Annotated in this window: 16 protein-coding genes and 1 other annotated feature; all 16 genes read right to left on the bottom strand. The window is 48.2% G+C overall.

The genetic code is table 11. The features are described 5' to 3' along the window. Positions 1-57: 57 nt before the first annotated feature. Positions 58-2,721, bottom strand: a complete 2,664-nt coding sequence (locus FS818_RS23715; protein ID WP_145335312.1) for a valine--tRNA ligase — start codon at positions 2,719-2,721, stop codon at positions 58-60. A gap of 59 nt (positions 2,722-2,780) precedes the next feature. Then, positions 2,781-3,065, bottom strand: a binding site (T-box leader). Positions 3,066-3,233: 168 nt separating this feature from the next. Continuing rightward, positions 3,234-4,787, bottom strand: coding sequence for a LysM peptidoglycan-binding domain-containing protein (locus FS818_RS23720; protein ID WP_145335314.1), 1,554 nt, complete (start codon positions 4,785-4,787; stop codon positions 3,234-3,236). Between the two features lie 378 nt (positions 4,788-5,165). Beyond that, positions 5,166-6,086 (bottom strand): RluA family pseudouridine synthase, encoded by a 921-nt coding sequence (locus FS818_RS23725; protein WP_145335316.1) that lies wholly within the window; start codon positions 6,084-6,086, stop codon positions 5,166-5,168. Next, entirely contained in the window at positions 6,083-7,387 is a 1,305-nt protein-coding gene (hemL, locus tag FS818_RS23730) for a glutamate-1-semialdehyde 2,1-aminomutase (RefSeq protein WP_145335318.1), read from the bottom strand. The genes FS818_RS23725 and hemL overlap by 4 nt, the downstream gene beginning before the upstream one ends. Positions 7,388-7,789: 402 nt before the next feature. Then, a complete protein-coding gene (gene hemB / locus FS818_RS23735) occupies positions 7,790-8,791 on the bottom strand; it encodes a porphobilinogen synthase (protein WP_145335319.1) in 1,002 nt (333 codons plus the stop codon). 100 nt (positions 8,792-8,891) lie between these two features. After that, the gene (gene cobA, locus FS818_RS23740) at positions 8,892-10,451 is read right to left on the bottom strand and encodes a uroporphyrinogen-III C-methyltransferase (RefSeq protein WP_145335321.1); all 1,560 of its coding nucleotides are present in this window, start codon (positions 10,449-10,451) and stop codon (positions 8,892-8,894) included. 4 nt (positions 10,452-10,455) lie between these two features. After that, a complete protein-coding gene (gene hemC, locus FS818_RS23745) occupies positions 10,456-11,406 on the bottom strand; it encodes a hydroxymethylbilane synthase (RefSeq protein ID WP_145335323.1) in 951 nt (316 codons plus the stop codon). Positions 11,407-11,408: 2 nt separating this feature from the next. Next, entirely contained in the window at positions 11,409-12,059 is a 651-nt protein-coding gene (locus tag FS818_RS23750; RefSeq protein ID WP_145335556.1) for a precorrin-2 dehydrogenase/sirohydrochlorin ferrochelatase family protein, read from the bottom strand. Positions 12,060-12,063: 4 nt separating this feature from the next. Continuing rightward, a complete protein-coding gene (ccsA, locus tag FS818_RS23755) occupies positions 12,064-12,891 on the bottom strand; it encodes a cytochrome c biogenesis protein CcsA (RefSeq protein ID WP_373323281.1) in 828 nt (275 codons plus the stop codon). Between the two features lie 14 nt (positions 12,892-12,905). Then, entirely contained in the window at positions 12,906-14,291 is a 1,386-nt protein-coding gene (hemA, locus tag FS818_RS23760; RefSeq protein WP_145335325.1) for a glutamyl-tRNA reductase, read from the bottom strand. A gap of 340 nt (positions 14,292-14,631) precedes the next feature. Then, on the bottom strand, positions 14,632-15,297 hold the full coding sequence (gene yihA, locus FS818_RS23765) for a ribosome biogenesis GTP-binding protein YihA/YsxC (protein WP_222128682.1): 666 nt from the start codon (positions 15,295-15,297) through the stop codon (positions 14,632-14,634). A gap of 234 nt (positions 15,298-15,531) precedes the next feature. Next, positions 15,532-17,871, bottom strand: coding sequence for an endopeptidase La (gene lon, locus FS818_RS23770; protein ID WP_145335560.1), 2,340 nt, complete (start codon positions 17,869-17,871; stop codon positions 15,532-15,534). Positions 17,872-17,957: 86 nt separating this feature from the next. Next, positions 17,958-19,715 (bottom strand): ATP-dependent protease LonB, encoded by a 1,758-nt coding sequence (lonB, locus tag FS818_RS23775; RefSeq protein ID WP_145335327.1) that lies wholly within the window; start codon positions 19,713-19,715, stop codon positions 17,958-17,960. A gap of 239 nt (positions 19,716-19,954) precedes the next feature. After that, on the bottom strand, positions 19,955-21,052 hold the full coding sequence (gene ispG / locus FS818_RS23780; protein ID WP_123064570.1) for a flavodoxin-dependent (E)-4-hydroxy-3-methylbut-2-enyl-diphosphate synthase: 1,098 nt from the start codon (positions 21,050-21,052) through the stop codon (positions 19,955-19,957). Positions 21,053-21,172: 120 nt separating this feature from the next. Beyond that, a complete protein-coding gene (gene clpX, locus FS818_RS23785; protein WP_090919142.1) occupies positions 21,173-22,426 on the bottom strand; it encodes an ATP-dependent protease ATP-binding subunit ClpX in 1,254 nt (417 codons plus the stop codon). Between the two features lie 12 nt (positions 22,427-22,438). Continuing rightward, positions 22,439-23,029 (bottom strand): ATP-dependent Clp endopeptidase proteolytic subunit ClpP, encoded by a 591-nt coding sequence (gene clpP, locus FS818_RS23790; protein ID WP_090919143.1) that lies wholly within the window; start codon positions 23,027-23,029, stop codon positions 22,439-22,441. Positions 23,030-23,242: the final 213 nt, after the last annotated feature.

A 23,242-nucleotide genomic window follows, 5' to 3' on the forward strand; every position in this document is an offset into this window, starting at 1 on the left:
AGATTGAAAAAAGCAGCCGGATGGCGCCAAAAGCGTTCCATCCGACCCTTTTTAATATTAACCTTTGAGCTCTTTGATTCGTGCGATGACTTTATCCCGTTTATCGGAATAATCCGCTTGTTTGGCGCGTTCTTCCTCGATAACTTTAGCCGGAGCCTTCGCTACGAATCCTTCATTCGCCAGTTTTTTCTCCACGCGGAGCACTTCACCTTCAAGGTTCTGAAGTTCTTTCTCCAGACGAGCTACTTCCTGCTCAATATCAATCAGACCTGCGAGCGGCAAGTACAATTCCGCTCCCGTGATGATCGCTGTCATGGCTTTGTCAGGTGAACTTAGATCCAATCCACTTTCGAATTCGGATGTGTTACAGAAGCGTTTGATGTAATGACTGTTGCGTTCGATGATACTAGATGTTTCATCACTGTTCGCTTTGACCATTAATTCGATCTTTTTGCTCATCGGCACATTCACTTCGGCACGGATGTTTCGAACAGCACGAATAGTATCCATCAGCAAGTTCATCTCCGCAACAGCTCCCGGATTCTCCAGCGCAGGGTCGTATACTGGCCAGGAAGCAAGTGTAATCGTCTCTCCCTCATGAGGCAGATGTTGCCAGATCTCTTCAGAGATGTACGGCATGAACGGATGAATCAGGCGCATAGTGTGATCCAGCACGTAAGCCAGCACCGATTGTGTTTTCTTTTTCGCAACCGGATCTTCTCCGTAGAATGAAAGCTTGGCAAATTCGATGTACCAGTCACACAGATCATCCCAGATAAAGTTGTACAATACACGCCCTGTTTCCCCAAACTCATACGCATCGATTAGACGCGTAATATCTCGGGAAGTTTCGTTGAGGCGGTGCAAAATCCAATAATCCGCTGTTCCGAGCTCGCCACTGATGTCACGATCTTCATAAGTGAAACCTTCCAGATTCATCAACGCGAAGCGGGAAGCATTCCAGATTTTGTTGGCGAAGTTACGAGCCTGCTCCACCCGCTCCCAGCGGAAACGCAAATCCTGCCCCGGAGTACTGCTGGTCGAGATCATGTAACGCATCGCATCTGCACCGTACTTCTCGATAACATCCAGCGGGTCTACACCGTTCCCAAGAGACTTGGACATCTTACGTCCATCAGCGTCCCGTACAAGACCATGCATCAGTACATCCTTGAACGGAATTTCATCCGTGAATTCCAGGGCAGTGAAGATCATACGTGCCACCCAGAAATAAATGATGTCATAACCGGTAACGAGGACATCTGTTGGATAATAACGCTTCAGATCATCTGTATTTTCAGGCCAGCCCAATGTAGAGAACGGCCATAGTGCAGAGCTAAACCACGTATCCAGAACGTCCTCATCCTGTTTCAACTTGCGCCCTGCATATTCAGGCAATGTTGTTGGATCTTCCGCGGATACAATCACTTCACCGGTTTCTTCGTCGTACCAGGCAGGAATACGATGTCCCCACCACAGTTGACGGGAAATACACCAATCACGAACGTTTTCAATCCAGTTCAGATACGTTTTCTCAAAACGATCCGGAACAAAGTTAACCCCTTCGCCGCTTTGCTGCTTTTTGATCGCTCTCTCCGCGAGTGGTTTCATCTCTACGAACCATTGTGTGGACAAGTAAGGCTCCACTACTGCTCCGGTGCGCTCACTGTGTCCAACCTGATGCATATGATCTTCAATATTAATCAGGACACCTTGCTCTTTCAAATCCGCCACGATCTGTTTGCGGCAGTCGCTACGATCCAGCCCCTGGTATTTACCAGCTTCAGCATTCATTGTTCCACTTTCATCCATAACGGTAATTTGAGGCAAGTCATGACGTAAACCTACTTCGAAATCATTCGGATCATGCGCAGGTGTAATCTTTACTGCACCGCTACCGAATTCTTTGTCTACGTAATCATCCGCAATGACCGGAATCTCGCGACCGATAATTGGCAGTACGAGTGTTTTACCGATCATGTCTGCATAGCGCTCATCCTTAGGATGAACGGCAACCGCAGTGTCACCCAGCATTGTTTCCGGACGCGTTGTTGCCACGGTTATGTGACCACTTCCATCTTTTAGCGGGTAACGCAGGTGATAGAGATGACCCTGAACTTCCTTATATTCAACCTCGATGTCTGAGAGCGCTGTACGGTTCACGGGATCCCAGTTGATGATACGTTTACCACGGTAAATGAGGCCTTTTTCATACAACTGTACAAATACTTTACGAACGGCTTTGGACAGACCTTCATCCAGCGTAAAACGTTCACGGGAGTAGTCGAGAGACAGACCCATTTTGCCCCATTGCTGACGAATCGTTGTAGCGTACTGGTCCTTCCAATCCCAGACTTTCTCCAGAAACTTCTCACGTCCCAGATCATAACGCGTCAATCCCTCTTCACGCAGCTTCTGTTCCACTTTCGTCTGGGTCGCAATCCCTGCATGGTCAGAACCTGGCAACCAAAGTGCGTCATATCCCTGCATCCGTTTTGTACGAATGAGGATATCCTGCAGGGTAAAGTCAAGTGCATGACCGATGTGAAGCATCCCCGTTACGTTCGGGGGTGGAATTACAATGGTATATGGCTCGGCATCCTTGCGTTTACCCGCTTGGAAATACCCGCGCTCCGTCCAGGTGGAGTACCATTTATCTTCTGCCGCCTTCGGATCGTAAGTCGTCGGCATTTCAGTTACTGCTTTTTTTTGTTCAGACATGTTTCATTCCTCCGTTACGTCATCTTCATCGCTAAAAAAACAAAAAAACCTTTCATCCATCAAAGGACGAAAGGTTAGCTTTCGCGGTACCACCTTTGTTTCACGCTGATAACAGAGATCAATGTGCATGCTCTCAATCGGACGGCGTGACACTTCAAGCAGATAACGGCTGCGACCGGCCTATCCTACCTCCGAGGTTAACGAATGTATTACATCCACCTCCAGTACTCAAACAGGCAACTCCCGGGCGACTTCGATCAGTTGGTTCCTGCGGAATCTCACAGCGCATCGATCCCACTCTCTGAAAGGTCATACTGTCTACTACTCCCGATCCACGTCATTGTTCAAAAAATCCTAAACACATCATACCTTGCTCTTGCGTGATAGTCAACCTGGCAACAGCGGAACGAGGCTATTAGACGACCAAAATGTTCAAAAACAGGTACAACCCGCAATTCCTATGAGGAATTACGGGTTGCTTTATAGGATACGGTATCCTGAATCTCCAGTAACTAAGGAATATATAGAATCTGTCCTTCTTCAACAACCTGTTCAGTCAATCGATTATATAACTGAAGCTCTCTGGTGCTAAGCTGATACCTATCTGCAATGGCATCGAGTGTTTCTTCGCGCTGTACGATGCATAGTTTGACTTTGCGGAAAGGCGTCTGATCCACTATTGTACCAAGGAACAGATTTTTCCATTCCATGTCTTCTGCCTGACGATCCTCTTCCGGAACGACTCCATCTGAAATCTCCTCACTACGTTCACCCTCAACTTCACGGACAGCCCGCCCGGATGATAACAGCGAAGAAATGCCCACGCCTTCTTCTTCTCTTCGTGACGATTCTTTCTTGCTACCAAAAGCAACCTTAAGCTCTGGCTTGTCTTCCGCCTCAGCAATTGCTTCAGGGAGATACTCCTCATTCTGTAACAGCGTGACCTCCTCTGCCGCATCCAGTGAAGGCCGATCTTCTTCGGGCTGAGCCGTTTCAGATCCAGCAAATACATCTTGCCAGTTCTCGGTCTGTGGCTGTGCCGAAGCATTCGGAATGAACTGCTCTTCTTGCGAACCACCTGAGCGCGCTTCTTCAAAGTGCCATACCTCGGGCGTGGTTTCTTCAAGAGGTTTCCATGCTGCTTCAGAACGCACCTGCTCAGAAGATTCTGAACTCCGTGATCCAGAGTTTTCGGATACACTCGTTGCCGAAGGTTCAGACCATGCCGAGGCTTCATCCTCTATCGGAAGCAATGGCTCCGCTTCAGGATAAGAAGCTAATCTGTCAGCCGTTTCAGCCATGAATGACGAGATTGGAGAAGGGACTTCATGCATTTCATGTGATGCCTGTGATGGTACAATTCCCTCATCTGAATCAGGCAACCTACTTTCATCCGATTCATCCGTTGAAGCGACATCAGATGTTAGTGGCTCGGCGGATGCCTGGTTCCAGTAAGCTTGTGATAATTCTTCGTACCCTGATTGCTGTTCACTTCTTGGAGACAAATCAGCAGATTCCGGAGAACCATATGCAACAAGCTCAGCCGCATTCGCCAGCTCTTGCTCTTCGTTACGCAACCCGGCTTGTTCCGACAGCTCGGACTGCTCTGTCTGACTCAATTCGTTCTCCCTGCTGTCAGGCTGAGCCTCGGGAGAATGAACAACCGTGAATTCATCTGCTGACCACACTTGTGGCTCATCGACCGGGAAACCTTCAATACCTCGCAGGGACAGTACACCTGTAATATTCAGACTTCGGCTGGACAACAGATCTACATCAAAATTTTCAATCTCGATTGAAATATCATCAATGGATCTAACCCGGTTCAATGGCACGGTAATTTCGACTGGAATAAAATGCTTTAACTCCTCCGAATCCTCTCTCTCCCCCCGGTACGTTCCTGTAAGTAGCAGATGCCCCCTCAAGGTGGCATGGTCGTCCTGTCCAATCACCTGAATACGCGGATAGAGTTCAATTTCCTCCAGTTCCTCAATGGCAGGCACTCCCTCAGACAAATGAACGCGCTCATAAATATCGAACCGTAAACCATTTGGTTGATTCAACAAAGGTGGCGTCCTCCTTTCGGCATATGTTCACCATGATCCTTCTCATGGGACTGATCCATGGTCCAATCCTTCGTTACCCATCTATATGCCTGAACCGGGGTGGGCATGCCACCTTTGTTGAAAAAGCCCGTTTTGTATATGTTGAACTAAGAGTTTACACAGTCCACTCCGATGACAGAAGAACCTTCCAATCGCTGTTATCTCCAGATTTTTTGAATTCCCTTTTCCAAAGGGAAAAATCCGGCGATAAAGGCGAGCGCTTCGCTTTTCCAGGTTTTTTCTGTCCTCTCCGTTAAAGTGTAAAAAATAGCATCTTATATAGTCACAACACTTTTTAAGCACCTTAGGAAGCCGAAAACAAAAAACAGACCCAGTAAATCAGGTCTGTCCTTCTACGCTATGACTCTCCCTCGCTGCCAATTGTTCAAAATCCGCTGGCCACGGGTCTTGTACTTCGATTAAGGCTCCCGTTAAAGGATGATTAAAGCTCAGCACCTCGCCATGCAATGCCTGCCTGCCAATGATGTCCGAACGCCCCCCGTACAGTTTGTCACCGACAAGAGGGTGACCGGCATAGCTGAGGTGCACGCGAATCTGATGTGTACGCCCTGTTTCCAGCTTCAGACGTACGAGTGTAGCCCTCTCCCATACATGCACGATGTCCACATGAGTAATCGCATCCTGACCTCCTTCGGAGACACGTCTGCGTTGCTTGTGATGTCTGTCCTTACCAATGGGTGCATCAATCTTGCTGAGATCACTGGGGACTTGGCCATCTGTGATGGCAACGTACTGACGATCAATCGCTTTGAGACGCATCGCTTCATCCAGTTTGGCGAGCGCAAAAGCATTTTTGGCATATAAAACAGGTCCGGTCGTATCTTCATCCAGACGATGAACGTGACGTACACTGGTCTGGGTTCCATTGATCTCATAATACGAAGCTACCGCATGGTCCAGCGTAATGACCTGTTCTTCACGGCCTCCATCCGGATGAAGCTTCATCCCGGCCGGTTTGTGCACGACGAGACAGAAATCATCCTCATACAGTACATCCAGATCAGCCCAGCGTGGCTCCACTCCCAGCGGTTGCACAGCAAAAAGGGCCAGCCGAAGCCGGTCCCCTGCTAGCTGTACTCCCTGGGTTGCCTTGAGCTGACGCAGCAGCTTCTCCGGGAACTTGAGTTCAGACAGGAGCCACTGTTCAGCAGCAGCTTGTCTGTCCTCTTTTCCAGTCACCGCCTTGCCTGGCATCAGCTCAAGCCATTGACCGCGACGTTTCCAGCTTTTTATACTCATAGCGATTGCAAAGCCTTACGGTTGGCCTCAATGGTATCCTCGATATCCTGCTCCGTATGCACACCGGACACAAACATTCCTTCATACGGGGAAGGCGCCACGCTAACTCCTTGATCAATCATCGCTGCAAAATAACGGCGGAACTGATCCAGATTGCTTTCTTTGGCAATATCATAATTCGTTACCGGTACAGCACTGAAGAATGGGCATACCATTGAACCGACACGGTTGATCGTTACCGCCACACCTGCTTCTGCTGCATTTTTCTCGAATCCAGCCTGCAAACGTGCAGACAGCATCTCCAGACGATCATAAACTTCCGGTGTCAAAAGTTTCAGCGTCGTATAACCTGCAGCCATTGCGAGCGGATTACCACTCAGTGTACCAGCCTGATAGATTGGGCCTGTCGGCGCAATCTGTTCCATCAGATCCCGGCGACCGCCATATGCTCCTACAGGAAGACCGCCGCCGATGACTTTACCCAGACATGTCAAATCCGGTGTAACGCCAAATCGACCTTGTGCACAGTGAAGTCCTACACGGAAACCCGTCATCACCTCATCAAAGATTAGCAGGCTTCCATACTCCGTAGTCACACTACGCAATCCTTCCAGAAAACCGGCAACTGGAGGTACGACACCCATATTACCAGCAACCGGCTCTACGATTACAGCCGCAATTTCTTCTCCAAATCGTTCAAAAGCAAGACGCACGGACTGTAAATCATTGTAAGGTACCGTGATTGTATTCAAAGCCACACCCTCGGGCACTCCGGGACTGTCCGGCAATCCCAGTGTGGCTACCCCTGATCCAGCTTTGATCAGCAAACTGTCGGCATGACCATGGTAGGAACCTTCAAATTTCAAAATTTTACTACGTCCCGTTACCCCGCGTGCCAATCGAATGGCACTCATCGTGGCTTCCGTACCGGAATTCACCATGCGTACAATATCGATGGAAGGCACACGCTCGCAAACCAGTTTTGCCATCTCTGTCTCAAGCAGGGTCGGTGCTCCAAAGCTTGTGCCTTTAAGGGCTGTCTTCTGGAGTGCTTCCACAACTTCAGGATGAGCATGTCCCATAATTAGCGGTCCCCATGAACCGACATAGTCGATAAACACATTTCCATCAATATCATAGATCTTGGAGCCCTCACCGCGCTCGACATAAATCGGAGTGAGTCCCACGGATTTAAACGCCCGGACCGGACTGTTCACCCCTCCAGGTATGTACTGCTTGGCTTCCTCAAATGCGCTACGTGAGCGCTCATCATTGCGACGATTGCCTTGTTGTGCAGTCATGAACATCCTCCTTAATGTAACGACCTCGCTTGCAGAGAGACTGATGCAATTAATGACTAGATAAGTTGAACTAAAGATGTTTACACAGACACTCCGATGACAGAATAACCATTCAATCGCTGTTATCCCCAGATTTTTTGATTTTATTTTTCATAAGGGGAAAATCCGGTGATAAAGACTGAGCCAATGCTTCCGAAGTAGCTTTCTTTCAGAAAGCTTTCAGCTCCGCTTTTACAGTTTTTTTCTGTCCTCTCCGTTTCAGTGTAAATGATCTGTTCAACTTATATAGTCTGCCGCACCACTCTCTAAAAAAAGCAAGGTCTATAGGTTTTATTGGCATAGATTAAAGAACATATATGGTTACTCGTTGGTAGTCATTGATAGTCGTTGGTAGTCATTGATTTACTTTTCAGCCAGCCAACGGGATGCATCTTTGGCGTAATACGTAATAATCATATCTGCGCCAGCCCGTTTCATGCTGAGTAAGATTTCCATAGCCACCTTTTTCTCATCGATCCATCCTTGAATCGCGGCAGCCTTCACCATTGCATACTCTCCGCTTACATTGTAAGCTACGAGCGGAAGATCAAACTGATCCTTAATCGTGCGCATAATATCGAGGTAGGATAATGATGGTTTGACCATCAGCATGTCCGCCCCCTCCAGCACATCGGTCTCCGCTTCGCGCAACGCTTCCCGCGCGTTTGCCGGGTCCATCTGATAGGATTTCCGGTCACCGAATTGCGGTGTAGAATCTGCTGCCTCACGGAATGGGCCATAGAATGCTGAAGCGTATTTGACGGAATAAGACATAATCGGAATATGATTAAATCCGTTCTCATCCAAACCCGCACGAATGGCCTGTACAAATCCATCCATCATATTCGAAGGTGCGATAATATCTGCGCCTGCCTTGGCTTGCGATACTGCCGTTTTCACCAGCAACTCCAAGGACTCGTCATTCAGAACATCGCCGCAGATATGACCATCAATCTCCGTAGTATGAACCATGCCGCAGTGGCCGTGATCGGTGAACTCACATAGACATGTGTCTGCAATCACCAGCAATTCGGGATACCAGGATTTGATCAATCTCGTTGCTTCCTGCACAATGCCATCCTCTGCAAAACCGGATGAACCCACACTGTCTTTTGTTTCCGGAATGCCGAACAGTAGTACAGCCGGAATGCCAAGTTCTGCAATTTCTTTGACTTCTTCCTGCAGACGGTCAAGCGAGAAGCGAAATACACCCGGCATTGATTTAATCTCGGACTTTACGTTTTCACCATATGTGACATAGATCGGTTGAATAAAATCATCTACAGTCAAGTGTGTTTCTCTCACCATGTTGCGAATGCCTGCCGATTGACGTAAACGGCGATGTCGTACGATTGGAAAACCCATCTACCCTATACCTCCTAAAATTTCATATTGTAAAAAGGGAAGCGCGCTGGTTCTTCTCGAATTCAGCACGCTTCACATATTCAGCCGAAGCTAGTCCATCTTAATTGTTGACAGCACTGACACTGCCCGCACGTTTCCACTCACATAAAACATCGATCAGGCTAGTCATTGTAGCTTCCTTCGCCATCAAAGTGACCTCCAGCCCGGCAGCCTCTGCAGTCTCTGCAGTAACCGGACCAATACACGCAACCTCTACTCCCTTAAGCAACGGCAATGGATCTTCCACACCCATTCGTTTCAGCATCTTCATGAAGTTCTTCACAGTAGATGAGCTGGTGAAGGTCACCGCATGAATTCCGCCCTCTTCAAGCAGTTTGAGTAATTCGTCATCGTCCTCGCCTGCAAGAATGGTGTCATAGATAATCGCCTCGGTAACGTGCAGCCCTCGTTCTCTCAATTGCTCCGGCAACCACGACCGTGCGAGATCCCCATGTGGAATCAGCACGTTCTGTCCTGCCTTCAACTCGCTTTCAAACGCTTCAAGCATGCCTTCCGCTTGAAAAGGCCCTTTGACAACTTCAGGTGCAATACCGTGCTTGCGCAATGCTTCTGCCGTAGATGGCCCTACTGCTGCAATTCTTGCCTGATGAAGCGAACGAATGTCCTTGCCTTCGTTTTCCAGATGACGGAAGAAAAACTCCACGCCATTGACACTTGTGAAAAAGACCCAATCAAACGTATTTAACGCATGCAGTGCATCTTTGACACTCTGTTTGGAAGATTCGCTGGATGGCATAACCGTCTCAATGACCGGGAACTCATAGGGTTCACCACCGAGCTCTTCAATGCGATTCACCAGTTCGCTCGCCTGACTGCGGGCACGGGTAACCAGAATTCGTTTGCCAAACAGCGGTAGCACCTCTGCCCATTTCAATTGCTCCCGCTGGTTGACCACATCGCCAACGACGATGACAGCTGGTGGCTGAAAATTCGCCGCAATGACTTTGGCTTCGATATCTTCCAGCGTCCCCGTGATGGTATCCTGTTCTGCCCGCGTTCCCCAACGCACAAGCGCCACCGGTGTGCTGGCCGGACGGCCATGACGAATGAGCTGCTCGCTAATATAGCCAATCTTGGCAACCCCCATCATAAACACCAGTGTGCCCGTAGCGTTTGTGACTTTATCCCAATGAATGCTGCGATCCAGCTTGTCCGGGCTTTCATGTCCGGTAATGATCGAGATGGAGGAAGCATAATCCCTGTGTGTCACCGGAATACCTGCGTAAGCCGGCACGCTGATTGCAGCGGTTACTCCAGGTACGATCTCAAACGGAATGCCGTTTTTATGCAACAACTCCGCTTCTTCCCCTACCCGTCCGAATATGGTCGGATCTCCACCTTTCAAACGTACAACCACTTTGCCTTCAAGCGCCAGATCCACGAGCAGCTGGTTAATCTCTTCCTGTTTCATCGTATGTCGATCCGGTCGTTTCCCCACATAAATTTTAACCGCACCGGGTTTCATCAGTTTCAACAATCGTGGACTCGCGAGTCGATCATAAACCACGGCGTCAGCTTTGCCTATGCTCTCCCAACCTTTTACCGTAATCAGCCTTGCATCCCCAGGACCCGCACCTACCAAAAAGACTTTCCCCGCCATGCCTTCATCCCCTAACTTCTGCCAGTATCTGTTCAGCCCCGCGATCAATTAATCTCCAAGCCACTTCTTCTCCCAGGCGAACCGGATCTTTACCGCTCAATGTTTCCTTCAAAATCAGTCTGCCATCCGGCATCCCAACCATTCCCGTTAATTGTAACTTGTTTTCACGGTTCAGGGAATCATCTTCCGGCACCCACACCGCATGTGCACCAATCGGTACCTGACACCCACCGTTTAACACGCTCAGGAACCGACGCTCTGCCATGACTGGCGCAGCGGTTGCAGGATCGTTATAGAGAGTGAGCAGATGTAACAATTCTTCATCATTCTCACGGCACTCAATGCCTAGAGCTCCTTGGCCCACAGCCGGAAGGCAGGCTTCCTCAGACAGATACTCCGTAATCCGATCCTGCCAGCCCATTCGATACAAACCTGCTGCAGCCAAAATGATAGCGTCCAGTCCCTCGGTTTCAAGCTTTCGCAAACGTGAGTCGATATTGCCGCGAATCGATTCCAGCTGAAGATCAGGTCGGTACGCCTTCAACTGACTGGATCTGCGCAGACTGCTTGTTCCAACCCGTGCACCCTCTGGCAGTTGATCGAGCGTAAGCCCTCCGCGTGAAACTAGAGCATCCCGGGAATCTGCTCGTCGGGGAACTGCACCGTTCACCAGTCCTTCGGGAAGCTCGGAAGGCATGTCCTTCATGCTGTGAACAGCCATATCGATGGTGCGATCCAGCATCGCCTGTTCAATCTCTTTAACAAACAAACCTTTACCACCCACTTTGGATAACGTTACATCCAGAATGAGATCTCCCTTTGTCACGATCTTATGTACCTCAAAGTCAAAAGCTAAACCTTCCCGCTCACAAATATCACGTAAATCCTGAATCACATATCCGGTCTGGGTTAGTGCCAAGGCACTTTGTCTGCTACCCACTTTAATTGTACGCATATCTACATTTCCTCCTGATTACGGGATATCCAGTTCCCGATTTTTTCTTCGCTCCACCACTGAAACTGACCCGTGCGGATCGTATCCAAAATGTCCATTTCCGTTAGGCGGCGCAGTAGCGTACTTCTTACAGCTGGAGGCAATCCGCGAGATTTGATCTCCATTCTCATCTGATATAAAAAATCAAGATACGTCTCGTATTCATCTCCAAACTGTTGTTCAAGCAAAGCACGAATCTCGGCCGCCGCCGCAGGTCCTGCACCGGCAGTGGAGATGGCAATGCTTAACCGACCTCGCCTCACCACACTCGGCGTAATAAAACTGCTATTACCGGAAGACATCGCATCGTTCACCAGTATTGCCCCACCTTCAGCTTCTTGAACTACGGCATGGTTAACTTGCGGATCGTCCGTTGCTGCATATACGAGAAAGGCCCCCCGCAAATCTCCATTGCGGTAGGACCGGGCTATCCACTCGATTCGGGATTCCTGATGCAATTGTTCGAGAGTTGGCGTAAGCATAGGGCTGATGACCGTAATTCGGGCCTCAGTCTGCAACAATCCTCTTACTTTACGCTCAGCAACACGCCCTCCACCGATCACGAGAACAGATTTGTCTGAAGTATTTACATAAATCGGCGTGTAATGTTCCATATCCTCACTCTCCCGTCCAGCGATGAAACGCTGAATACGCATTGGATAAAAAGCTCATGATGACAAGCGCATATCCAATCAATGTCCATCTGGACATGATCATCATCGAAAATTGCTTTCTTCTCTTGACTACGAAATAACCAACATAGATGGCAATCGCGAGACCCGTTGCAATCACCTTCAGATCGAGCAACAGATGCCACCGTCGTTCCGCGACGATGGACAATACAGCCAGCACAACCGATACTCCCAGAAGCGGAGTGCCAATCAATGTGGCACCATCCATATATTTTCCAATGACCTCCAGGCTGGGTAAACGCCGTACCGTATCATTCCATTTTTTGTTTTTCAACTTATGATGTAAGAACAGGTACAACAACGCAAACACCGAAGCAACCGTTAAAGCCGCAAAGCCCAGATTAGCCAGTGTAATGTGCATAATCAACAAACCGTGAACCGTCTGCCAGTTGTGCAACGAGATTTCGCCCGCAGTAAACCACAACCGGTTCAGAACCGTTACCGAGAATCCAACGATGTTGAGTAGCAGGATAACAAACTCTGAGCGTTGAACCCGTGTCATAATCAATGACATCAGCACAATACTGAAAGAAAAAATAAACAAAAAATCAAATGTAGTATAGATCGGGAAGTGACCTTCAGCCCACATACGCATGATAACATGGGTCACTTGCAGGCCCCAAACAACAACAAGAAACCCTGTGCCTGTCCGCTTCGCCCCCGCATTGCGTCGAATGCAGTCCGAGAAATAGAACAGTAGGCTCAGGGCATACATATAAATTAAAGCTTCATAGACTTGTTCAGCAAGGGTCAAGCTACCCACCTGCCTTATACGCCTGCCGGGACATAAGCCGGCACGGGGTCTTGCCGGTTTTCGTTCAGGTGAATCGCTGGTTTGCCCAGAGCTGTTGCATCACTCTGATTCACTTTTTCTGCAGCCATTTCGACTGCATCCTCCAGCGCGAAAATCTGCGTAAACATGCGCAGCGCTTCATCACCTTGCTTCGTACCTGCCATTTCCTTGATCCGATTGATGGGATCGGTTGTCATTTGGTTGACAATGCTTTTGGTCAAACGACGAATGACTTTACGCTGATGCTCATCCAGCTCTGGAAGCTTGTTAAACAAACTATCCATCGTTTCTTCATGAATAGATACGCCCTTCTCCTGCAACGCCCGAATAACTGGGCGAACGCCAAGCGTTTTGAGCCACTGGTAATAATCCTCCATCTCGAGCTCAATCATTCTCTCAATCTTCGCAGCTTCCACCTTACGCATCTCCAGATTGCTCTCCACAATGCCTTCCAGATCATCAATATCGTAGAGGAATACGTTAGAGATTTCGCCAATTGCCGGATCAATATCACGTGGTACGGCAATATCAATCAGGAACAGCGGACGTGCTTGCCGGCGCTTCATGCTCTCCCGGACAACACCTGCATCGAGAATATAACGTTCTGCTCCTGTAGAGCTGATGACGATGTCTACTTCACCCAGTCTCGTGATGGCCTGCTCCATCGTACACGGCGTCCCCCGGAATTTGCTGGCTAGCTCCTCCGCTCTGGCGAGAGTCCGGTTGGCTACGATAACTTCAGATGCACCGTTGGCATACAGATGTTTTACGGTAAGTTCACTCATTTTGCCGGCACCCAAAATAAGCACCTTCTTGTCTGTGAACATACCAAAAATCCGCTTGCCCAGTTCAACTGCAGCATAGCTGACAGAAACGGCACTCTCCCCGATGGAAGTCTCCGAATGTGCCCGCTTGCCCAAGGTGACTGCCTGTTTAAACAATTGGTTAAACCAAGTTCCGGTTGCTTTCTCTTCCTGCGCTTTGAAAAAAGCCTGTTTCACTTGGCCGAGAATCTGAGTCTCTCCGATGACCATCGAATCCAGTCCGCAAATGACCCGGAACAGATGGCGCATGGCTTGATCATCCTCGTATATATATAAGTGTTGCGTAAATTCTTCCCGTGGAACGTTAAACCATTGCTCCATGAATGTTCGAATAAAATAACCGCACATGTGAAGACGGTCGACCACAACGTACAATTCCGTACGATTACAAGTGGCTACGATTACACCTTCCAATACACTCTTGGTCAGCTTGAGCTGCTGCAGCGCTTCAGACAAGTCCTTTTCTGCAAATGTGAATCGTTCTCTGACCTCTACAGGCGCCGTGCGATAATTCAAACCAACAACAACGATGTGCATTGCAAGTTCACCTGCCTAATAAATTTCCAATCAAAGTGCTTACTGTATATCTCTATCCAGTTCAGATTGACATAGTTAATTATATCACACATCAAGTCCATCACTCGCCCATTTTTATGAAATGTTTATGAAATCAACATGATGATTATCATATGCATGGTGATATATTGTAGTGTCTCACCAATGTACACCGTTATTCGTTATATGGAACGAATAGTGAATATTTGAGAAAACGGGGATTTCTGCAAACCTGTTCAAGACTGCTTATAACAAATAGTCATGGAATCATTCCATGACTATCTAGGTGCGGGAAACATGATGAGTTTTCAAATATTATAGGTTAGTAATTGTCATCCCCAGCTGTTTGAACAGTTTGTTCAGTCTCGTGATCGGACTCTTCTTCAACTGGTGCATATTTGTCTACGCGGGCGTGGCGGGTAATAATATCCCACAGTTCTTCCTTGCCCAGACCTTCCTCGGATGAAAAAGGCACAAACAAGTCGCCTGATCGAAGGCCCAGTGCTTCCTTGATGACTTTAATGTGCTTGGCTCTGCGTGTCTTGGGAATCTTGTCCATCTTCGTAGCCACAACGACCAATGGCAGACCATGATGGCGCAACCATTCATTCATCATTTTGTCATCCTTGGATGGCTCATGTCTCATGTCCACCATCTGCATGACAAGCTTCAATTCATCCCGTTGTAGCAGGTACTTTTCCATCATTTTACCCCAGGCAAAACGTTGCTCTTTGGATACTTTGGCATACCCGTAACCCGGAAAATCGACGAAATACAGATCCTGATTGATTTTATAATAGTTCAGTTGCTGGGTTTTACCCGGCGTAGCACTTGTACGCGCCAGATTTTTGCGATTGATCAAACGGTTGATCAGTGATGACTTGCCCACATTGGAGCGTCCCGCCAGGGCAATCTCCGGCAGGCCGTCATCTGGATATTGTTCAGGCCGAACGGCACTAATTATAAATTCAGATTGATTGACTTTCAAATTGCATCTTTCCTCTCTTGAACTCCTGTCTTGCAAGCATAACATTTCCACATTTTCATCCCGTATTATGCCATCATTCCTTCTATCATATCAAAAAAAACCTCTCCTGTACCCAAAAAAACAACTTTTGTACCCGAAAAACATCAGATTATCACGAAAAAAACCGTTCCAGCGGACGCCGAAGCCCCCGCCGAACGGTCTACTCTCCATTTAATCTTTGCGGATACGTGCAGATTACAGATGTATGCCCGCCTGCTCCACTAGAGCATGCTGCAATACCTGATCCATATGGGCTACGGGCACAAATTCCACATCTTCCTTGATGCTGTCCGGAATGTCGCGCAGATCTCTTTCGTTATCCTTAGGTAACAATATTTTTTTGTAACCCGCACGGTGGGCTGCAAGTGACTTTTCTTTCAAGCCGCCAATCGGCAACACCCGTCCGCGTAATGTAATTTCACCTGTCATAGCAATGTCTTTCGACACATGTTTATTCGTTAGAGCTGAGATCAAGGCCGTTGCCATCGTAATACCGGCTGATGGGCCGTCTTTAGGAATGGCACCTTCCGGGACGTGGATGTGAATGTCGTTCTTCTCATGAAAATCAGACGCAATGCCAAGCTGCGCTGCTTTCGAACGTGTATAACTGAAAGCTGCCTGAGCCGATTCTTTCATGACGTCTCCCAGCTTACCCGTAAGCGTCAGCTTGCCTGTTCCCGGCACCACCGTTACTTCGATCACCAGCGTGTCTCCACCTACCTCAGTCCATGCCAGCCCGGTCACCGTACCAATCTGATCTTCCAGCTCCGCCATGCCGTAGCGGAATTTGCCCGGACCGAGATAGTCCTTAACATCATCCGGTGAGATGACAATCTGGCCCTCTGTACCGGATACGATATTTTTAGCCGCCTTCCGGCAAAGTGATGCCATTTGTTGTTCCAAATTCCTTACACCTGATTCACGCGTATACTCACGAATCACTTTTAGCAAGCTGTCCTCTGGCACTTCCAGTTGGTCTTCTTCGAGACCGTGATCCTTCTTCTGTTTGGGTAGCAAATAGTTTTTGGATATTTGCAGCTTCTCCAGCTCGGTGTAACCCGGAATATTCAGCATTTCCATACGATCCAATAATGGACGCGGAATGTTGTGCACCGTGTTCGCAGTAGTTATGAACATAACGTTAGATAAGTCAAAAGGCAACTCCACAAAGTGATCACTAAACGTATTGTTCTGCTCCGGATCTAACACCTCCAGCAATGCAGACGAAGGATCTCCGCGGAAATCGGAAGCCATTTTGTCGATCTCATCCAGCAAAAATACAGGGTTAAGCGATCCTGCTGTTTTCATCCCCTGAATGATACGTCCGGGCATCGCACCTACGTAGGTACGGCGGTGTCCACGAATCTCTGCTTCATCGCGTACCCCGCCGAGAGAGATACGCACAAATTCCCGACCGAGTGATCTTGCGATCGAACGGGCCAGAGAGGTTTTACCTACCCCTGGGGGACCAACTAGGCAAAGAATCGGACCTTTGAGTTTTTTGACAAGTTTTTGCACGGCCAGATACTCCAACACACGTTCCTTGGGCTTCTCCAGACCGTAATGGTCGGCGTTTAACACATCTTCAGCCTTTTGGATATCCAGATCATCATCCGTCACCTGGCTCCAAGGTAATGCAAGTAGCCAATCCACATAGTTGCGGATGACACCACCCTCGGCAGAACTTGCAGGCATTTTCTCCAGTCGATCAATTTCCTTCTCGACCTTCTCTTTCACCTTGTCCGGCAGGCCCAGACTTTCCATCTGATTACGAAGTTCCTCCACTTCGCCCGCACGGCCCTCTTTTTCACCGAGTTCCTTCTGAATCGCCTTCATCTGCTCACGCAAATAGTACTCTTTCTGGGTTTTCTCCATCTGTTTCTTCACCCGCTGGCTGATCTTGCGTTCAAGCTCCAGCACTTCACGCTCATTATTCAGGATGTCCAGCAGTTTCTCCAGACGTTCCCGCACGTCGATGGTCTCCAGAATTTCCTGTTTGTCTTTGATTTTCAAAGACAAGTGGCTTGTAATAACGTCCGCAAGACGCCCCGGTTCTTCAATGTCTGACACGGCAGCCAGTGTCTCGGGGGTTACTTTTTTGGACAGATTGATATAATTCTCGAACTGGTTCAGAACGGTACGCATAAGGGCATCTGTCTCGGGATGAGCGTTCTCTTCCTCAGGCAGTTCTAGCGCCAGCACCTCGTAATATTCTTCGTTGTCCGTATATTCAATAATTTCAGCCCGTTCCAAGCCTTCCACAAGTACCCGGATCGTTCCGTTGGGCAGCTTCAACATCTGTCTTACCTTAGCTACGGTTCCAATGCGGAAAATATCCTCTCGTGTAGGTTCCTCAATATTTACCTCGGCTTGGGAACATAGGAGAATCAAATGTTCTTCTACCATCGCTTTTTCTAAAGCCTTGACCGATTTCTCCCGGCCCACATCGAGATGCAGCACCATACTCGGGTAGACGAGAAGTCCTCTTAAAGGCAGTAAAGGAAAACGACGACCTTTCGCTTTGCTCGGTCCCATCGCTTTCGCACCTCCAATGGCTCTCAGGTTGTAGTCATTCATTATTCTATCAAATGTTCACATAAAAAACCAATGAAGGGAAGCGCTTAGCAGCTTCCCGAATCTGTAACTCGCCCTGGACGAGGAGACTCTGCCCGTAAAAAAGAGGCGGATGCCGGAGGAAAGATCTCCGGTTTAGGTAACGCCGTCTCTTCTGCAACTACTTGCTGTTCCACTTGTTGCGCCCCCGGTTCCGAGCCAAAGACTTCACGGAATACATCCTGAACCGTATCTACAGGGATCACCCGCAAGCCCTCCAGATTATCAAAAATGGACTGCCAATTCTCCGCCGGTATAATGACCGTCTTCGCCCCAGCCTGGAAAGCCGCCTCCACCTTCGCCAGCACTCCGCCAATCGGTTTAACCCGGCCATGGATACTAATCTCGCCCGTCATGGCAATCTCGTGGTCTACAGGGCGTCCTTGAATGGCTGAAGCGATTGCTGTAGCCATGGCAATTCCGGCCGATGGACCATCAATCGGCGTGCCTCCCGGAAAATTCACATGTAAATCATAATCACTCGTGCGGATGCCCATCGCTTTCAAGACGGTTAACACATTTTCAACCGAACCTTTAGCCATACTTTTCCGCCGAAGTGTACGGGAACCGCCTCCAATCTCTTCCTCATCCACGACACCTGTGATGTTGATGCGGCCCTGGTCTTTCAGTGCAGGAACCGCTGACACCTCAATCTCCAAAATGGTACCCATATTCGGTCCGTAAACAGCGAGCCCATTGACAAACCCGACCTGCGGCTGTGAAGGAACCTTACGATCCGGCCTTGGCTGGATCTGACTGCTCCCGGCAACCCACTCGACATCAGAAGCCTGAAGCGTCTCACGCTTTTCAGTGAGTGCAAGTCCAGCGGCTAGTTGAATGATATTGACTGCTTCACGCCCATTCGTCGCATATCGCTTGACCACATCAACGGCATCCGGGCATGGACTGAACCCGATTTTCTGTACCGCATCTTCCGCAATCTTTCCAATCTCCTCCGGTAACAATGGACGGAAATAGACCTCCATACACCGTGAACGTAAGGCAGGAGGGAGCTCATGCGGGGAACGTGTCGTCGCTCCAACCAGACGAAAATCGGCAGGCAGCCCATTCTGGAAAATATCGTGGATATAAGCAGGAGTATGCGTGTCTTCCGAGTTATAGTACGCACTTTCCAAAAAGACCTTGCGGTCCTCCAGCACTTTGAGCAGCTTATTCATCTGAATGGAATGTAATTCTCCAATTTCATCGATAAAAAGCATACCGCCATGCGCCTTGGTCACCGCCCCCGGTTTCGGTTGAGGGATACCCGCCACGCCCATAGCTCCCGCTCCCTGATAGATCGGATCATGAACGGAACCAATCAATGGATCCGCAATACCTCGCTCATCAAAACGAGCCGTTGTGGCATCCAGCTCCGTAAATTTAGCATCGGCTTTGAAGGGAGAGGTCGGGTTTTTCTTCGCCTCTTCCAGCACAACCCTTGCGGCAGCCGTTTTCCCTACTCCCGGCGGGCCATATATGATCACATGTTGCGGATTGGCACTACATAAGGCAGCCTTCAGCGCGCGCAGTCCGTCTTTTTGCCCAACAATATCGTTAATGGTCGCTGGACGCGTCTTCTCCGCCAGCGGCTTCGTCAGTGATATCGAACGCAGCTTGCGCAGCTTCTCCAACTCTTTCCGTGATTCACGCTCAACCGCAGTTCGGTTCGTTTTCTGGCCTCGAAGCAAGTTCCAGAAGTATAACCCGATCACCACGCCAAAAAATAACTGTATCAACATGAATACCATGCCAAACTCACCCATATCTCAACATCCTCCTGTTCTGTCCTTCTTCTCATCTGTAATCATGCTAATACTTGGTAGTATAGCCTTTTCGACGAGACGTAAACGGAACAAGACGAATTTGTGCTTGAGAATTTGTTCATGAGCATGCAAAAAGCCCGCCACGTATGGCAGGCTTTCACATTTCAACTATTTAAACGTATCACTATCGCTTGGATGATAGGAACCATTTCTTTTTGGGTACACTTGTACAAAAAAAATTAGTGCGAACGCCCGGGGATAACCCCTGTTTCTTCATACGCTTCAACGATTTTGTCGATTTCTTTTTTCAATTCCTCTACCATGATCTCTTCCGGCACTTTACGGATCATTTTACCATGACGGAATAAAAGACCTTCTCCACGGGCACCGGCAATGCCAATATCCGCTTCTTTGGCTTCGCCTGGACCATTAACGGCACAACCCAGTACAGATACTTTAATCGGCACCTTAAGCTTGGAGATATACTCTTCCACTTCGTTGGCGATCGAGAAGAGATCAATATCCAGACGCCCGCAAGTTGGGCAAGAGATCAGTGTAGCCGCATTGGAGATGAGTCCAAAGGTTTTGAGCAGATCGCGCGCAACTTTAATCTCTTCTACCGGATCGGCACTAAGCGAGATACGCATCGTTGAACCAATCCCCATAGAGAGCAGTGCGCCCATACCCGCGGAACTTTTGATCGTGCCTGAGAAGAGAGTTCCTGCCTCGGTAATACCGAGGTGTAACGGATAAGGAATAATCTGAGCTGCCTTCGTATAAGCTTCAATGGCCATCGGTACGTCCGACGCTTTGAGTGAGACGATGATATCGTGGAAATCCAGCTCTTCCAAAATACCAATGTGAAACAGCGCACTTTCGACCATGGCATCCGCAGTAGGATAGCCATACTTTTCAAGCAGATGATTCTCTAGTGAACCCGCGTTTACCCCGATTCGAATCGGAATCCCCTTTTCCTTGCACGCTTTGACAACCTCTTCGACTTTAGCACGTTTACCGATATTGCCTGGATTGATCCGAACTTTATCAATGCCATTCTCGATAGCCAGCAAAGCCAGCTTGTAGTTAAAATGGATGTCAGCCACGAGCGGGATGTGAATCCGCTTCTTGATTTCCTTAATCGCTGCCGCAGCTTCCTCATTATTCACCGTTACACGTACCACTTGGCATCCGGCTTCTTCCAATCGCAAAATCTCTGCAACTGTCGCTTCAACGTCTGCTGTTTTGGTCGTACACATACTTTGAATAATAACTTCGTTACTACCACCAATGGTCAAGTTCCCTACTTTTACGGGACGGGTGTCCTGTCTTAAATACATGAGTGATTTCTCTCCCCACAACGTCAAAGCTCCACTCTGACAAAAGACCATATATACGCCTTCTGCCCAAGTGGAGAACTGACAAGTCTATATTTCAAAGCTCAGCTGAAAGAATGTCAATTAAGCACTCTCTTCCTGCTTATCGTCCTTTGATTGGCCAAGTTCAGGCACAACTTTTTTCTCAACAACTTCTTCCGTAATGACACAGCTGGTCACGTCTTCACGTGAAGGTACTTCATACATGATTTCCAGCATGATGCCTTCAATGATTGCACGCAGGCCACGCGCACCTGTGTTACGCTTGATTGCTTCTTTGGCAATAGCCAGCAATGCACCCGGTTCAAACACCAGATTGACATTGTCCAGCTCAAGCAGTTTTTGGTACTGCTTCGTCAGCGCATTTTTCGGTTCGGACAGAATCCGCACCAACGTATCTTCATCCAGTGGCTCCAACGTAGAGATGACTGGCAGACGGCCTACGAATTCCGGAATCAAACCGAATTTCAGCAAGTCTTCTGGCAATACCATACCGAGGTATTCACCCGGTTTCAGATCTTTTTGCTCCGTAGCGGCGTTAAAGCCAATGACTTTTTTACCGATCCGGCGTTTGATCATTTGCTCCAGGCCATCAAAAGCACCACCACAGATGAACAAGATGTTGGTTGTATCAATTTGAATGAACTCTTGATGTGGATGCTTGCGACCACCTTGTGGCGGAACTGAAGCAACTGTACCTTCAAGAATTTTCAGCAAAGCTTGCTGAACACCTTCACCGGATACGTCACGAGTAATGGACGGGTTCTCCGATTTACGTGCCACTTTATCAATTTCATCAATATAGATAATGCCGCGTTCTGCTTTTTCTACATCATAGTCAGCCGCTTGGATCAGCTTAAGCAGAATGTTCTCGACATCCTCACCCACGTATCCCGCTTCTGTCAATGAAGTTGCATCCGCAATAGCAAAAGGAACGTTCAGAATCTTCGCCATCGTTTGGGCAAGCAACGTTTTACCGGAACCCGTAGGTCCTAACAGCAAAATGTTACTCTTCGACAGTTCTACGTCTTCAATCTTGCTTTGTGTATTGATCCGTTTGTAGTGGTTGTACACAGCTACAGACAATGATTTTTTCGCTTGTTCCTGACCAATAACATATTGATCAAGAATATCACGGATTTCTTTTGGTTTCGGAATATCTTTCAGGTCTACTTCTTCATCATGACCGAGTTCTTCCTCTACAATTTCGGTGCAAAGTTCAATACATTCATCACAGATGTATACGCCTGGTCCAGCGACCAGCTTGCGAACTTGCTCCTGAGATTTACCGCAAAAAGAGCATTTCAGTTGCCCTTTCTCATCGTTAAATTTAAACATGAAACCACCCCTTTAGGAATTGATCGGTCTGCTGAGCACCTGGTCAATAATGCCGTACGTTTTCGCTTCTTCCGCACTCATGAAAAAGTCACGGTCTGTGTCCCGCTCAATTTTATCAAGGGGCTGACCTGTACGATCAACATATATTTGATTCAGTTTCTGACGAGTTTTAATGATCCATTCTGCGTGAATTTTAATGTCCGCAGCCTGTCCTTGAACGCCGCCAAGCGGCTGGTGAATCATCACTTCGCTGTTCGTAAGCGCATATCTTTTGCCCGGAGCGCCTGCGGTCAGCAATAAAGAGCCCATGCTTGCTGCCATACCTACGCAAATGGTCGATACATCCGGCTTGATAAATTGCATCGTATCGTATATACCCATCCCTGCCGTAACAGAACCACCAGGTGAATTAATATACAAGCTGATATCCTTCTCAGGATCGTCGGCTGCCAAAAATAAAAGCTGAGCTATGACAAGATTGGCTACATCGTCATCAATCGCACTGGTCAGAAAAATAATGCGATCCTTCAGCAAACGTGAATATATATCGTAAGAACGCTCGCCTCGATTGGTTTGTTCAACAACCATTGGCACCAGACTCATGAGACCAACCTCTTTTCTACATGTAATTAGACATAGGCTGACTGTAAAGCAAACCCAAAATCATTTTAACATGTTCCTTTGACAATGTCATTTTTCAGAAAACACGTGATCTTAGGGATGTTTACGATGTAGCCTGATCATATTTAACCATGTTTTCTATGTATGTGCAAATTACATCGATCCTATGCCGTCTTGGTATTTTTTTATTTCCAT

Origin of the sequence: Paenibacillus xylanexedens (genome assembly GCF_007680605.1) — a bacterium.
In the GTDB taxonomy this organism is placed as follows: Bacteria; Bacillota; Bacilli; order Paenibacillales; family Paenibacillaceae; genus Paenibacillus; species Paenibacillus xylanexedens_B.